At 59.0% G+C, this 14,080-nt stretch carries 14 protein-coding genes; 2 read left to right on the top strand and 12 right to left on the bottom strand.

The genetic code is table 11. The features are described from left to right. Positions 1-11: 11 nt before the first annotated feature. Both HY795_12790 and tssH read right to left on the bottom strand, forming a co-directional pair. Entirely contained in the window at positions 12-2,447 is a 2,436-nt protein-coding gene (locus HY795_12790; GenBank protein MBI4806104.1) for a PAS domain-containing protein, read from the bottom strand. A 399-nt stretch (positions 2,448-2,846) separates the two neighbouring features. Beyond that, positions 2,847-5,471, bottom strand: a complete 2,625-nt coding sequence (tssH, locus tag HY795_12785; protein MBI4806103.1) for a type VI secretion system ATPase TssH — start codon at positions 5,469-5,471, stop codon at positions 2,847-2,849. A 165-nt stretch (positions 5,472-5,636) separates the two neighbouring features. On the opposite strand from tssH, the gene HY795_12780 reads away from it, so the two are divergent. Beyond that, positions 5,637-6,230, top strand: coding sequence for a CBS domain-containing protein (locus HY795_12780; protein ID MBI4806102.1), 594 nt, complete (start codon positions 5,637-5,639; stop codon positions 6,228-6,230). Then, a complete protein-coding gene (locus HY795_12775) occupies positions 6,227-6,766 on the top strand; it encodes an HPP family protein (GenBank protein MBI4806101.1) in 540 nt (179 codons plus the stop codon). The genes HY795_12780 and HY795_12775 overlap by 4 nt, the downstream gene beginning before the upstream one ends. 1 nt (position 6,767) lies before the next feature. Here the strand turns inward: HY795_12775 and tssG are convergent, their stop codons facing one another. The 10 genes from tssG to HY795_12725 all read right to left on the bottom strand — a co-directional run bounded on the left by tssG (position 6,768) and on the right by HY795_12725 (position 13,755). Beyond that, positions 6,768-7,802 carry a type VI secretion system baseplate subunit TssG gene (tssG, locus tag HY795_12770; protein ID MBI4806100.1) on the bottom strand — a complete coding sequence of 345 codons (1,035 nt, stop codon included), beginning with the start codon at positions 7,800-7,802 and terminating at the stop codon, positions 6,768-6,770. Beyond that, the gene (tssF, locus tag HY795_12765; protein ID MBI4806099.1) at positions 7,766-9,502 is read right to left on the bottom strand and encodes a type VI secretion system baseplate subunit TssF; all 1,737 of its coding nucleotides are present in this window, start codon (positions 9,500-9,502) and stop codon (positions 7,766-7,768) included. The genes tssG and tssF overlap by 37 nt, the downstream gene beginning before the upstream one ends. A 3-nt stretch (positions 9,503-9,505) precedes the next feature. After that, positions 9,506-9,922 (bottom strand): type VI secretion system baseplate subunit TssE, encoded by a 417-nt coding sequence (gene tssE / locus HY795_12760; protein MBI4806098.1) that lies wholly within the window; start codon positions 9,920-9,922, stop codon positions 9,506-9,508. Between the two features lie 69 nt (positions 9,923-9,991). Beyond that, on the bottom strand, positions 9,992-10,210 hold the full coding sequence (locus HY795_12755) for a hypothetical protein (GenBank protein ID MBI4806097.1): 219 nt from the start codon (positions 10,208-10,210) through the stop codon (positions 9,992-9,994). 91 nt (positions 10,211-10,301) lie between these two features. Then, positions 10,302-10,493: a hypothetical protein gene (locus HY795_12750; protein ID MBI4806096.1), complete on the bottom strand. Its 192-nt coding sequence runs from the start codon at positions 10,491-10,493 to the stop codon at positions 10,302-10,304. Positions 10,494-10,533: 40 nt separating this feature from the next. After that, positions 10,534-10,689 (bottom strand): hypothetical protein, encoded by a 156-nt coding sequence (locus HY795_12745; protein ID MBI4806095.1) that lies wholly within the window; start codon positions 10,687-10,689, stop codon positions 10,534-10,536. Between the two features lie 63 nt (positions 10,690-10,752). Beyond that, the gene (gene hcp / locus HY795_12740; GenBank protein MBI4806094.1) at positions 10,753-11,238 is read right to left on the bottom strand and encodes a type VI secretion system tube protein Hcp; all 486 of its coding nucleotides are present in this window, start codon (positions 11,236-11,238) and stop codon (positions 10,753-10,755) included. A gap of 24 nt (positions 11,239-11,262) precedes the next feature. Beyond that, positions 11,263-12,756, bottom strand: coding sequence for a type VI secretion system contractile sheath large subunit (gene tssC, locus HY795_12735; GenBank protein ID MBI4806093.1), 1,494 nt, complete (start codon positions 12,754-12,756; stop codon positions 11,263-11,265). A gap of 12 nt (positions 12,757-12,768) precedes the next feature. After that, positions 12,769-13,254, bottom strand: coding sequence for a type VI secretion system contractile sheath small subunit (gene tssB / locus HY795_12730; GenBank protein ID MBI4806092.1), 486 nt, complete (start codon positions 13,252-13,254; stop codon positions 12,769-12,771). 216 nt (positions 13,255-13,470) lie between these two features. Beyond that, complete coding sequence (locus HY795_12725; GenBank protein MBI4806091.1) at positions 13,471-13,755, bottom strand: late competence development ComFB family protein; 285 nt, start codon at positions 13,753-13,755, stop codon at positions 13,471-13,473. Positions 13,756-14,080 lie beyond the last annotated feature (325 nt).

Below are 14,080 nucleotides of genomic sequence, written 5' to 3'. Positions count from 1 at the left end.
CATCGGAATGCTCAAAGAGCTTTCTTTGCTCTTAGTGGCAGTTTGACCACGAACTTCGCGCCCTTGCCCATCTCGGATTCGACCAGGATCTCCCCGCCGTGGTTTTCGCGAACGATAAAGTAGGTGATGGACAACCCGAGCCCCGTTCCGTGTCCGGGGGCCTTGGTCGTAAAAAACGGCTCAAAAACCTTGCGTCTGGTCTTCTCATCCATGCCAGGGCCGTTGTCCTCCACCTCAAGGGCAACCCACTCATCACGCACGCAGGTTCGCACGGTGATGGTCGGATGCGGCGTTCCGGCTTGGGCCATGGCCTGAGCGGCATTGCGCAGAAGATTGAAAACCACCTGCTGGATCTGCTGCGGAGAGCAGGGAACGCTGGGATTTTCCGGAGCATATTCCCTGACAACGCTTATTCTTTTGAAGTCGTAGTTCTCCGCGAGATTGTAATCCTGATGTATAAGCTCGAGCGACTTCTCAACCAGCGTATTCACTTCCACAGGCAACCATGCGGACGAACTGCGTTTGCTGAATTCGAGCATGTTTGCGACGATTGCCGCCGCGCGCTTTGCGGACACACGAAGCCCCTCAAGCAGACGCGGGATGTCTCTGTCTTGCAGGTAGGCCTGGATGCTCTCCATGGTGCAGCCGGCCTTTTGGGCAGATGCCAGGTTGGCCGGCATGTCCGAGCCCAAACGGGAGTGCATGACCTGGGCGCTCTGCATGATGCCTCCCAGGGGATTATTGATTTCATGCGCCATCCCGGCCGCCAGCCCACCCACGGACATCATCTTCTCGGTCTGCACCAGCAGCTCCTGCAAGCGGTGCTGTTCAGTGACGTCGTCGATGCGAACCACGGCCTCGCGAAGCCCCATGGCGTTCAACGGATAGATGACCACATCCTCTGCCTTGCTGATACCGTTCACCACTGAAATCTGTCTGGGAACAGCCACCACGCGTTCCTCAAGTATTGAGCCACGGACAGAATCGACCAGCTGAGGCATACGCGGCAATGCGGATTTCAGATCAGCCAGGGAACAATCGCCGCATATCTCCCGGGCCTTGGCATTGGTGTGTGTCACTATTCCGTTTTCATCCACGCAGAAAATCGCTGACGGCGACGCATCGAAGATGGCCTGCAGATATATGCGGTTTTTTTCGAGCTCGCGCTCAGCGTTATAGAGGTCGGTAAAGTCCGCCACCACCCCAACCAGACCGGCCACCCGCTGGGCTGCGTCGTAATAGAGCGCCTTATGGAACCTGATCTGCCTGGGGCCATCCGGGGTGGACTTTTCGAACTCATATATCTGCACCGGCCCGGATGAAAAAAGCGCATCATCCTGTTTTTTAAACACGTCCGCTTCTTTTTCCGGAAAGAGATCATGCACGGTCCGCCCTATGAGGCGATCCCGCCCTATCGCGAGGAAGGACTCAAAGGCCCGGTTGCATCCCTGGTACACTCCCCGGACATCCTTGAAAAACACCGGCGTGGGCATGGCCTCCATGAGCGACTGCACGAAGCTTACCTGCACCCCGAGCTGGTTCTTCAGCCTGTGCAGCGTGGCTGAATAGAATGCCAGTACGCACGACACCAAAATCAGAAAAAGGGTGACAACACTGTACACCCATACGAGCTGCTTGTTGGCCTCGTAAAACGACAGTTGCTTATGAATCACTTGGCTACCGGGAGGCAGCAAGTTTTCATCGAGCCCAAAGCGTTTGAGCGCCCTGTAGTCGAAGATGTACCGCCCGCGGGCCAGAACTTCCGGAGGCATCGTCCCGGGACTACTTCCCCTGATGACTTCAAGGGCCATTTGGGCAGCGGCCATACCCTGATCCTCCGGGACGATGATCTCCCCCCCCACCGGGCCATGGCCGGACCAGGAATTCCACGTTACGAAAACTGGCACCGGGCTCGCCTTCGTAACCCTCTCAGCCGCTTCCTGGCCGGTGAGAAGACGCCCTTCCTCACTGGGCCGTCCCACCGCCAGCACGATCCATTCAGGGCCAAGGCCCGCAAGACGCTGTTCGATGGATGCGATATCAATATCAGATAGGTATTCCACCGCGATCTTCGAAGACAGGGACGCGAGGTCGCTTTCGAGCATGGCCTTCACCACATCGAAGCCCAAGCTTCTTCCCCCAAGCACCAAAAGTTTGCTCGCACTTGGCACCAATTTGATTGCGGCCTCCACAGCAGCGCTGAACATTGGACGCTCAACCACACCGCTGACCAGCTTCTGCTCCCGCAAATTCCTGGGTATCGCATCCCGTATGCCGCAAAAGATCACCGGGACCGACGGTGCCAGTTCGTTACGGTTCTCCGCCCAGAATTCCATGGCCTGCTTGTCTGTCAGCAGCACCAAGGCTGGAGGAGTAGCCGCGATCATAGCTTTGAGGGATTCGCGCTTGCCTGCAAGGAACTGAGGATACTGTTGGGTAGAGCCCATTCTGAATGTGTCCAGGTATTCTACCATCTCCTGGATGTTCATTCCACTTTGAGAAAACACCTGGCTTATCCCGGCCCCAAGCCCATCTGTTCTGCTGAAACCGTGGTGGTAGGAATGGAGGATGAGTACTCTGGCTGCATGCGGAGCTTGTGCAGCATTGTTGGCATGGCATGCATCGGGGTTGGCGGAGCTTCCCAAGAAAACTAACGCCAGGAATAGCCATGGAAAGAAATTTATATAACTGCAGTTCATAGATATCTCATGAAACCTCGTACTTATCTCAACCAACGAGCCACGTACAGCGTATTGTATTTCAACTGAAGTAGCCATCTCTTACAAGAACGACAATGGGGGAAATCCGTACGGATTTCCCCCATTTTTCATTTATATAGATGGTAACTAAGCGAAATCGATCTTGAAAGAACCGTCCTCCGCCACATCCAACGCTACACTGCCAGGCAGGCCTCCGGTGGTCATATGCCCCAGTATTTCCTGGGACATTCGTGGCAGAATATTTCCGTTTAAAATATATTCGATGTTGCGCGCCCCGGTTTCCACTTCGGTGCACCGGGCGGCTATGGCGTCCACCACCTTGGGGGTGTAGGTCATCTTCATTTTGTTGTTGTCCAGAAGCATTTTCGCAAGCTTGTCGAGCTTCAACACCACAATGTTCTTCATGGCGTCGGGAGAAAGGGCCTCGTATGGCGCCACGGACATGCGCGCCAGCAGGGCCGGCTTGAAGTACTGGGAAAGCAGGGGCCTCACGGCGGCGAGCAGCGTGTCGTACGGAATCTGCGCCCCTTCCTTGGTCATCTCCTGGATCACGTCCGTGGCCAGGTTGGAGGTAAGGATGATGAGGGTGTTCTTGAAGTTGATCTCCTTACCCTCGCCATCGGAAAGCATGCCCTTGTCGAACACCTGGTAGAAGAGATTCAAAACATCCGGGTGGGCCTTTTCCACTTCGTCCAAGAGCACCACGGAATACGGATGCTGGCGCACGGCCTCGGTGAGCATGCCGCCCTCACCGTAACCAACATATCCCGGAGGCGAGCCGATCAGGCGCGAAACCGTGTGTTTTTCCTGGAATTCGCTCATGTTGACGCTCACCACGTTGCGCTCGTCCCCGAAGAGGATGTCGGCCAGGGTGAGCCCGGTTTCGGTTTTGCCAACACCCGAGGGCCCCACCAGCAAGAACACGCCCATGGGCTGGTCGGGGTTCTTGATGCCGGACTTGGCCGCCTTGATGACCTGGGCCACCACCTCGAGCGCCATGTCCTGGCCCTTGATGCGTTTTTTCAGGCGGTCCTCAAGGTTGGCGATCGTCGCGGCCTGGTCGCGGGCCACCTTGCCCACGGGAATGCCGGTCCAGTCCGCCACCACCTGGGCCACCAGATCCGGATTGACCTCGATCTGGATCATGGGGGCATCGCCCTGAAGATCCTTCAGGGCCTTGTCCGCCTTGTCCAATTCCTTTTCCAGCTTGGCCTTGTCCGCATCGGCAGCCTGGGCGATCTGCTCGCGAATCTCCAGCACCTTGTCCGCCGCCTGGCGCTCCTTCTCCCAAGCCGCCTGAAGCTCGGCCGCCTTCTTGGTGAGTTCCCCGATGGACTTGCCCACCTGCTTCAGGCGGTCCTCATCGACCGGAATTCTGTTGTCCTTGTCGCGCTCTATGGCCTTCTTCTCGCGCTCCAGTGCCTGTATGCCGCGCTCGGCGTCCTCCAGGGAAGCGGGCTTGGCCGAGAGGTTCACCTTCACCCTGGCGCAGGACGTGTCCAAAAGGTCGATAGCCTTGTCCGGAAGGAATCTGGCCGCGATGTAGCGGTCGGAGTATTCGGCGCAGATCTTGATGGCGTCGTCGCGGATGATGACCTTGTGGCTCTTCTCGTAGCTGTCGCGCAGGCCGCGCAGGATCAGGGTGGTGGACTCCACGCTGGGCTCGTCCAGCTTCACCATCTGGAACCGCCTGGCCAGGGCCGGGTCCTTCTCGAAGTATTTCTTGTACTCGCTCCAGGTGGTTGCGGCGCAGGTTTTGAGCTCGCCGCGCGCCAAAGCGGGCTTCAACAGGTTGGCGGCGTCCGAGCCTCCGGCCTGCCCTCCGGCTCCCACCAGGGTGTGGGCCTCGTCTATGAACATGATGATGGGCTTTTCGCTTGCCTTCACCTCGTTTATCACCCCGCGCAGCCTGTTCTCGAATTCGCCCTTCATGCCCGCACCGGCCTCCAGGAGGCCCATGTCCAGGTTGATGAGCGAGACGTTCTGGAGCGACTCGGGAACGTCGCCCAGGGCGATGCGCAGGGCCAGGCCTTCCATTACCGCTGTCTTGCCCACGCCGGGGTCCCCCACCAGGATGGGGTTGTTTTTGCGCCGCCTGGCCAGGATGTCCACGATCTGGCGGATTTCGTTGTCGCGCCCGAACACGGGGTCGATGCCCCCGGACTTGGCTTTGGCAGTAAAGTCCTGACAGAAGCGGGCGATGAAGCTGCCCTCCCCGCTCGCCGGTGCTCCCGGCGCGCCCGCCGGAGCGACTCCCCCGTCAGAAGCGGTCTTGGCCTCGGAGGAGGATTTGGTAAGATTCCAAAAATCCTTGAGCAGGCTCTCCCGGTTCACCGGGGCCAGAAGGTCCAGGTAGGGCCCTGAACCATAGAAGCTGGGCCTGGCCAGAAAGGCCAAAAGCACTGCACCGGAGCGGATGCGGCTGTCGCCCAAATCCACGGACCCCACCAGCCAGGCATCCTCGAAGAGTTCCACCAGGAGAGGAGAGAAGGTGGGTTTGCCCGAGTTGCCGGTTTTCAAGTCTTCCAGCGAGTCAGTGAGTCCGGCCACCAGCCTTCCGGCATCGACTCCGCTTGCCCTGAGCACGCCCGGAATGTCCGCACCGGTGTCTTCAAGGCACTTGAGCAGGAAATGCTCCACCGTGACCTCGTACTGCGTGCGCGAAACAGTGAGCCCGGCCGCATTGTGCAGGGTATTGGTGCAGAAGGTGTTGAGCTTGGCCAACAAGGACTTCATATTGACGTTGATCATACGGCACTCTCCAAGCAACGGATTACAATTTCGGCATTTCGCAAACCATACACCACATGACCTTAAAAAGAAAAGGATTCTCGCGTATTTTCAGGCGAAAAATGTGAACTGGATCACGGCGCGAAACGTTTTTTTCAGCTACGCTGGTCTTACCTGGAGGCACATATGCCGGTTTTCAAAAGCGATCCGTCCATTACGGACATCCTGGCCGCCATGGGCGAGCTGGAATCCTTCGTGGACATCACCCCGTCCGATGCAGAAGTTCTCTTCAGGGCCGCCCACGAGCAGGCCATGAAGAGGATACGGACATCCATACTGGTTCGCGACCTGATGACGACAGAGGTCCTGACCCTCTCCCCCGGAGACGAGGTCCGGGTGGCCGCCAAGCGCCTGGCCGAGGCCCGGGTGTCCGGCGCTCCGGTAACGGACAACGGGGCCCTTGTGGGCGTGGTGTCGGTAAAGGATTTCCTTCGCCTGCTGGGCCTCAATGCGGACTCACCGCCAATAGCCCTGGCTTCGGCCCTGCTCAGTGGCGAAACCTGCTCCGGTGCCGGACTGGAATCCACCACGGTGGGCGCCATAATGACGTCCACCGTACGCGCCATAGGCCCGGACACGCCCGCCTTCGAGGCCGCGCAAGCCATGTCCCGGTTCATGATCAACCGTATGCCCGTCATGGCTGGAGAGCGCCTGGCAGGAATAATCACCCGTTCCGACATCGTCAGGGCGTTCGGCGACTTGTTGGGAGACGCCGGATGAAAGACTACCTGGCCAAGATGCGCGGCAACGGGCAAAGCCCGCCCCGCGCCTCCGCCCGCGAAATAGGCTGGTCGTGGTTGGGGGCGGTTCTGGGCATCGCCCTGGTGGGGTACCTTGATTCGCTCCTGGTGCAGAGCACGGAGGCGATTCTTCTCATAGGCTCTTTCGGAGCCTCGGCAGTGCTCCTCTTCGGCGCTCCCAGGAGCCCGCTGGCCCAGCCCCGCAACGTGATCGGCGGGCACATGCTCTCGGCCCTGGTGGGAGTGAGCATGCGGCTTGTGCTGCCGGACCCTGCCTGGGCCTGCGCGGCGCTGACCGTGGCCACGGCCATTGCGCTGATGCACGCCACCGGCACCCTGCACCCTCCCGGAGGAGCCACTGCCCTCATCGCAGCCGCTGGCGGGGGCAAGATAGCTGCCCTGGGGTATGTGTTCGTACTTGTTCCGGCCGGAACAGGCGCGATGGTCCTGGTGGCCGTGGCGCTGGTGGTGAACAATCTGGCCAAGGCCAGGAAGTATCCCGATTATTGGTGGTAATTCAGGCCGGAACCCCGTCAAAACCCTTGAAGGTCACCTCGGCCTCGCCGGAATAGCCCTGGGTCAGTATCCAGGTGTCGTATCCAAGGCGCGACCAGAGCGGTTGCCCCGGCCTGGCCGGCTGCACCTCACCCGGTTCGAGCTTCAAGCGCAGGTCGTGTTCCACCGGCTCCACCAGGTACATGCCGATCAGGCTCTCCACATGGTAGTTGAGTTCCTTCCCGGGCAGCAACTCGTGGAACTGCGGGGCCTTCAGGCCCCCGAACTCCACGGTGATCTTGCCCATGCGGTCTTCAACCAACGACCCCACCCAGCAGTCCTCTCCAAGCGAACACCCGGCTGTTCCCAGGCAGTTTCGTTGGTCATCGGGAATGGGCACCCAGCGGTGCACGCACTGCTCCACATCAACCTTTGCCTCGTCCACGGCATCGGCCAGCATGGTCTTGAGCCCCAGGGCCGAGCGCGGATACTGGGTGAAAAGCCCGATGTAGCGAAGCGCCGCCGAGGGGCGCGACAGCTTGGTGCGAAGCTCTTCGTGCCCCAGCCCCAGCAGGCAGTAGAGGCGGTCCAGGTAATCCCGGTCCTCCTCGTCCAAGGCCTTGACCATGAGCCGGTATTTGGCCCAGGCCCGGTAGAAATGGATGTAGGTCCTGTTGCCCAGGATATCCAGGAAGTCGCGGGAAACGCTTTTGTCGTCGGAACGCTCCTCCAAAAGCTCTTCGGTGTAGAAAGTGGGCAGGGGCGAACCGGTGCCGTAGATTCCAAGGAACGTAGCTTCGAGCCCAATTCGCGCCTGATCCCCCTCCTCCACGGGAGGAAGGATTTCGATTTCGGTGATGTCCGAGCCGGGGAAGGAAAGGGAAAGATGCGGACGCACCCGGAGGATGTCGTCGTAGAAGACCTGGGCGTCGGGCTCGGTGGTCTTGCCGGTCCAGAGCTTGAGCAGGCGGATGGCCTGGAAGAACGAATAGCTCTGGGGCTTGGCGACCAGCCCCTCAATTACAAGAGGAAGCGTTCCCCGATCCTGGCCGGCCATTCAAAGCGCTCCTTCTTGTAGACGTCCTCGACGCCCAAACGGGTGAAGCAGTTTACCGCCGCGTAGCCCCCAAGAAAACCGTCCAGCACGGAACCGAACAGATACATGTCGCCCATGCTCGCAAACCCCGTGGGGTCGAGCTTCATTTCAATGAGCTGGCCTCGCATCATCACACCGCCGACCAGCCGGTTGGTGGTCTCGACGTTCATCTCGGAGATGGCCTCGGCCCGCTTGATGCCCGCCAGAACCCCGGCCCGGTCCTTGGTTTCCGGGAAGATGTAGAGCTTCACCAGAGCCTTCAGGTTCTCCGTGTCCGCCATGGGAAGATAGTTCAGGTAGAGGTGCGACAAAAGCCGCCACAGGCTCTCCTTGCCGATGGGCGGCTGGCGCGTGGCCGTGGGTGGCCGCAAGTTGGAGAAATCCGCCAGAACTGGCGAGGTCTCCGTGGGTTTTGAGATGTCGCCGATCTGGAGGTTCTCGGGCAGGGTGGAGTTGGTGCAACGGATGGTGAGCGAGAGGGTTTCAGTCTGGGGTTCGGTGGTTCCCTTGGGATAGGCCACCGAAAGATAGAGATCCGTCTTCTCCTCCAGCGCGCTCTGGCGATGGTTCAGGGAGTAGACCGGCCTGGCCTCGCTCATGGGGTTGAACATCTCGAAGGGGTAGTACTCGCGTTGCCCCACCGAGCCCTGCTGGAATCCGATCACCTTGTCCACCGAGTACACCTGGTAGTGCCCAGTCGCCCCGCCGCTCGCGAAGACCTTGTATTCGGGCATCCTGTGGTCGAGCAGGATGGGGTCGGCCTCATGCGGGAACAGATTGATGGCCGGAGTGGCGAAAAGGGCCACCGAATCCCGTGGGAAAGCGGGAGGATCGTTCACCGGGGCCATGAATTCAAAGAGCATCTCGAAGGAGCGCCCCTGGCCACGGTCCAGCCACTGGTCCAGGCCCTTCACGTCAAGAAACAGGAACTTCTCTGGGAGTGTGAAATATTCCTGGAGGATGCGGTATCCGGGATAGGACTGTTTGGGATAGGGGATTGCCGCTTCATCTTCGCCGAACCCCACCGGTACAAGGCTCGACTTGGGCAGCACCGCGGGTGTTCCCCCGCCATCCGTTGCCCGCAGGGTTATGCGCGCTGTGTGGCGCATGAGAGCCAGGTATCTGTCGGCAGCGTGACCGTAATCTCCCGCCAAGTGGAGACGAAGTTTTTTTGACGTCCATTTGTCCAACTGCATGCCGGTGAGTTCGAAGGAGAGCTTCAAGGCTGATGCCCGCCCGCCTGTCTGCAGCAGGGAGACGTCCGTAAGCGCCAGCGGCAGAAGCTCCACCCCGTAGCAGGTGGTGAACGTGCAGCCGGTCCCCTCCACGGGGATTGATGAGGTCTGCGTCCCTGCCGGAACCTGAAGAGCCTCCAAAAGGGAACGCTTTGGCGTGAACTTCAGAATGGTCATGGACGGCACCGGGCTCAGGTAATGCGGAAAGACAAGTCGCATGAGCCCGTGAATGATCTCGGGGAATTCATCGTCGAGCTTCTGGGCCAGAAGCCCGGAGAGAAAAGCCGTGCCTTCGAGCAGGCGCTCCACGTCCGGGTCTTGGCTGGGGCCCGAAAGCATGGGGGCCAGGGCCGGGTGTTTCTTGGAGAACTCCGCGGCCAGGTCGCGCAGATTGGCCAGTTCGCGCTGGTAGTAGCGATTGATCACGGCCTACTCCTTCACGCTGACCTTGCCGTCCGGGTCGATGATGGTTTCAAACACCACGGGGACCTCGCGGGACTCGGCCTGAACCGTGGCCTCAAGCTTGAAAGCCACCTGGAGCACATCCTCGCTTTGGGGAATGTAGGTGACGTTCACGCCCTTGAGGCGCGGCTCGTATTTGCGGACCACGTCCGAGATGGACCGCTGGATGTCGGGGATGGTGTCCTGGCCGAAGGTGGAGCCCAGGTTGGTGAAATCGGGGACGCCGAAGTCGTCGTCGATGGGGGCTGTGCCCTGCTTGGTGTTGAGGATCATGCGCAGATGCCGCATCACCGATTCAACCACGACCGCCGGGTCGGGGTTGCCGCGCAGTTCCGGGTGTTTCTCCACCTCGCGGATGCGTTCGAGCAGGCGTTGCTGGTACATGGACGGTCCTTAATCCTTACAGGGTGTTAGAATGAACCGTCCCTTCGAGTCAATGCGATCCTCCCGCGTTCAGTCCCCGCTGCCGTCCTGTCCGCCACGTTTCTTGCTGCCTTGTCCGGCGGAGGAGGCCTCGTTCTTCCAGTCGTCGCCGGGTTTCATGCCAATGGACTCCCAGAACATCTGGATGTTGTCCCGGCCGGTGGGGGGCGTAAGATCAGGGCTGGTGCGCTCCTCGGCTGAAGCGTCGTCCTCGCCCACGAAACCTCGTTTGAAATCGTCCCCGCGCATGGATGATTCTCCTTGATGCGTCCGAGGCTTCGTTCGCGCTTCATCCGGGTCAACCAAAAGCGGCACGGTCTGAGCCTGTGCCTCGCTCGGTCTACCCGGCCTTCTGCGCTGCCGCGGTTTTCTCTCCGCTTTTTGCTTCTGCGTCCGAAGCTCCTTGGATCGATTCGCCACCAGCCTCAATGCCGCCCGGATCGAAAATGGGGTCGCTTAGATAGTCTAAGGCTGGTGAATACAAAAACTCGCCCGGATCTTTTTCGCAAAAAAAGGAAATCACTTCAGGCATACACACCTCGGCAGGTTCACATCGCCGGCTTCAAACCTGGCTATTGCCAGCAGCTCGTGCAGACGTCCGCGGAAGTATCCGGCTTGGTGGCCGGAACATCCTGCGGGGCAAGGCCGGTGATCGGGTCCACGATGGGATCCTGCACCGGATCGACTATTGGGTTGGCCAAGCCTTCGACCATTCCGGTCTTGTACATACGCCCTCCTGGTCTGAATCCGGCCCCCGCCATGGCGGTCGGGGGCCGGATGCGTGGTGCGGATTAAGCGCCCTTCCAGTCGTCGGTGTATTCGATGTTGCCTTCGTTATACGTCCAGGTGATCTTGGAATAGGTGAAGCTTATCTCTTCCATGTCGTGGAAGGGCTTGTTGTCGGGCAGGAAGGTCATGGGGGTGTATTCGCGCATCATGACGATGATGGCGTCCTCCATCTTCACCGTATAGTAGTTGTCTTCCTTTCCGTCAGGTTTGATGCGGAAGTAGTTGATCTCAACAGTGCATTGCTCGCCCTTGCAGCATGCCTGGGACATCTTGGGCGAGCCGGGGTTCTTGTGCACCGTCACGGTGAAGGGATGATGGATGCGCTGACCGGTGGGCAGACCGGTATGGGTGTCCTTGGGAATCTCCACATAGTGATTGGACTGGTAGACCAGCATGGTGTCCTTCTTCTTGGAGTCGGACTGGTCGCAATCGCCCTTGATCTGCCCCTGGGTCTTGCCGGTAATCTTCATGTACGCAGTTAAAGCCATGACACTACCTCCATGGTTTTTAGACTATTTCTTGTCCAGCTTGCCGACCAAGGACAGGGTGAACGAAGCGCCCATGTACTTGAAGTGCGGCCTGGCCAAAAGCGTGACCGAATAAAACCCGGGATCGCCCTCCACGTCCTGCACCTCGATCTTGGCCATGCGCAGGGGACGGCGGGAACGTACGCTGGGCGCCGGGTTGTCCATCTCGGTAACGTATTGGCTGATCCACTTGTTCAGTTCGTCTTCCAAGTCCGCCCGTTCCTTCCAGGTGCCGATGTTCTCGCGCTGGATCACTTTTATGTAGTGCGCCAGGCGGTTCATGATGAACATGTAGGGCAGCTGGGTGGAGAGCTTGTAGTTGAGTTCTGCCTCCTTGCCTTCCTTGGAGATGCCGAAATACTTGGGCTTCTGCACGGAGTTGGCGGAGAAGAAGGCCGCGTTGTCGGAGTTCTTGCGCATGGTGAGCGCAATGAAACCCTGTTCGGCCAGTTCGAACTCCCGGCGCTCGCTGATGAGCACCTGGGTGGGAATCTTGGTCTGGATCTCGCCCATGGCCTCGTACTGGTACAGGGGCAGGTCTTCCACAGCACCGCCGCCCTGGGGGCCGATGATGTTGGCGCACCAGCGATACTTGGCGAAGGAGTCGGTCAAACGCGAAGCGAAGGCGAAGGCCGCGTTGCCCCAGCAGAAGTCCTCGTCGCCGCCGGAAACGTCTTCCTTGAAATTAAACGTCTTGGCCGGCGCCGTGTCCTGGCTGAAAGGCAGGCGCAACAGGAACCTGGGCAGGGTGAGCCCAAGGTAGCGTGCGTCCTCGGATTCGCGTAGGGAGGTCCATTTTGTGTACTGCGGCATCTCGAAAATGGACTGGAGGTCCTTCAGATTCGGCAGGTCTTCCCACTTCTCTATGCCGAACATCTGCGGCCCCACGGCCGAGATGAACGGAGCGTGGGCCATGGCCGCCACCGAGGCGCAGTATTGCAGGAGCTTCACGTCCTGGGGCCCGGGCCCGAATTCGTAGTTGGCCACCATGGCCCCGAAGGGCTGGCCGCCGAACTGGCCGTATTCCGACGTGTATACCTGCTTGTAGAGGCCGGATTTGACCACTTCGGGGGCATCCTCGAAGTCGGAAAGCAGGTCTTCCTTGGTGACGTTGACGAACTGGAGCCGGATGTTCTCCCTAAAATCCGTGTGCATCACCAGGTATTTGAGCGAGCGCCAGCTGGACTCGACTTTCCTGAATTCCTGGTTGTGCATGATCTCATTGACCTGAGAGGAGAGCTTCTGGTCCAGCTGGGAGATCATGTCGTCAACCAGCGCACCCGAGATGCGCGCACCTGCCCGCTCAGGTTTGACCAACTCCTCAAGGAAGGCCTGGAGGCCCTGCTTGGTCGTAGAGAATGCATCGTCAGAAGGCTTTAATTTGGTAGCCTCGACGATGTCGTCCAGAAGCGATGCGTCCGCTGCCTGGGCTTGCGCCTGCTGCGGTGCTTTCTGGGTTTCGGTCGCGTCGTCAGCCATCTGAAATCCTCCTTAGGAACCTATACCCAGTTCTTTGAGCAACCGGTCGCGCAGACCGGGATCCTGAACCATGTCCTGCACTTTCTTGCGGAACTCCGGCACGTTGGACAGAGGACCCTTCAGGGCCTTCAGGGCCTCGCGCAGTTCCATGAGCTTCTGCAGTTCCGGCACCTTGGCCACGATGGCGTCAGGCTCAAAGTCTTTGAGGGTGTCGAACTTGAGATGCACGCCCATCTCATCGCCATCCTTCCCGGAAACGCGGTTGGGAACGGCCATGTTGAGTTCGATGTTCTGGGCCTTGAGCACGTCGTCAAAGTTGTCCTTGTCGACGCTTATGGGCTCGCGGTTCTCCAGCGTGCGGTCGTCGGGACGATTGGTGAAATCGCCCAGCACGAGGAGCTTCAACGGCAGTTCCACCTCTTCCTTGGCGTCGCCCGTGGCAGGCTTGTAAACAATGTTTACGCGTTCCTTGGGGGCGACGGACGCTTCCTGAGCCATGATTTCCTCCTGAACTGTATTGGAGTTTCACCATTTTGTTTATCAAATACCAGCTAGATGGAAAGCTTTTTTTTCCCGGCCCTGGTAGAGGGCATCCACAAACCCATAAGGCATACTAATAAGGACTTATTCCTGGAAGGCTAGTCCAAAGCGGCATTTCTTTGGAAAGATAATCAGAAGCAGGATCTACACCCGCAGAAGCAGCACGGAAACAGCTTACCGATTAGGCCGTTCGCGAACAGTGCGCATTGCCCGGCGGATGGCGGACTCTATGTGGGCGTCCTTCACGGGCTCTGAAAGCACAATGGACCCCAGTTGGCGATAACGTGAAGGAAGCAGGTTGAGGGTAAGGGCGTAAATGTCTTGTATGTCGAGCGGATCAGGCGTGAACTCCTTGTCCTCATCCAGCGTTTTTTGCAAAAGTCTGCAAACTCGGACCTCGTTCTTGTTGCGGATTTTGGTCAGGTCCACTCCGTTCACGAGAAGCTTTTCTTCCTTCATGGCTCACCGCCTCCGAATGGCCGGTTGTCGGTTAGCTGGAGACATAGCAGAGTCGCCATGTCTTTGAACACCAAAAAGAGCTTACTTTGCGAATATGCCTCTCGAATCGCCACACAGCGCCACGGAGGGTTACGTTTTTTGATACCCCTAAATACCAATATCCAGCTAGATTCACAACTCAGTTCAATAAGAGCGGCATTTGAAGCCCTTTCTTGTTTCACAGCCATCCCCATGAGGAACAAGATACCCGAGAGGGCGCCGCCCTCTCGGACTCTCCCGCCAGGGGAAATGATTTCCCCTGGACCCCTCTATTACGTTCGCGCCC

Source organism: Desulfovibrio sp. (genome assembly GCA_016208105.1).
In the GTDB taxonomy this organism is placed as follows: Bacteria; Desulfobacterota; Desulfovibrionia; order Desulfovibrionales; family Desulfovibrionaceae; genus Fundidesulfovibrio.
This window is presented reverse-complemented; position numbering and strand designations above follow the sequence as displayed.

Excerpts from the sequence above, each read along its gene's own strand:
- HY795_12775 (MBI4806101.1), top strand. The coding sequence starts at position 6,227 with ATGAAAGACTACCTGGCCAAGATGCGCGGCAACGGGCAAAGCCCGCCC.
- HY795_12750 (MBI4806096.1), bottom strand. The coding sequence starts at position 10,493 with ATGCCTGAAGTGATTTCCTTTTTTTGCGAAAAAGATCCGGGCGAGTTT.
- tssC (MBI4806093.1), bottom strand. The coding sequence starts at position 12,756 with ATGGCTGACGACGCGACCGAAACCCAGAAAGCACCGCAGCAGGCGCAA.
- HY795_12780 (MBI4806102.1), top strand. The coding sequence starts at position 5,637 with ATGCCGGTTTTCAAAAGCGATCCGTCCATTACGGACATCCTGGCCGCC.
- hcp (MBI4806094.1), bottom strand. The coding sequence starts at position 11,238 with ATGGCTTTAACTGCGTACATGAAGATTACCGGCAAGACCCAGGGGCAG.
- HY795_12725 (MBI4806091.1), bottom strand. The coding sequence starts at position 13,755 with ATGAAGGAAGAAAAGCTTCTCGTGAACGGAGTGGACCTGACCAAAATC.
- tssB (MBI4806092.1), bottom strand. The coding sequence starts at position 13,254 with ATGGCTCAGGAAGCGTCCGTCGCCCCCAAGGAACGCGTAAACATTGTT.
- HY795_12755 (MBI4806097.1), bottom strand. The coding sequence starts at position 10,210 with ATGCGCGGGGACGATTTCAAACGAGGTTTCGTGGGCGAGGACGACGCT.
- HY795_12745 (MBI4806095.1), bottom strand. The coding sequence starts at position 10,689 with ATGTACAAGACCGGAATGGTCGAAGGCTTGGCCAACCCAATAGTCGAT.
- tssH (MBI4806103.1), bottom strand. The coding sequence starts at position 5,471 with ATGATCAACGTCAATATGAAGTCCTTGTTGGCCAAGCTCAACACCTTC.
- tssE (MBI4806098.1), bottom strand. The coding sequence starts at position 9,922 with ATGTACCAGCAACGCCTGCTCGAACGCATCCGCGAGGTGGAGAAACAC.
- tssG (MBI4806100.1), bottom strand. The coding sequence starts at position 7,802 with ATGGCCGGCCAGGATCGGGGAACGCTTCCTCTTGTAATTGAGGGGCTG.
- HY795_12790 (MBI4806104.1), bottom strand. The coding sequence starts at position 2,447 with ATGGGCTCTACCCAACAGTATCCTCAGTTCCTTGCAGGCAAGCGCGAA.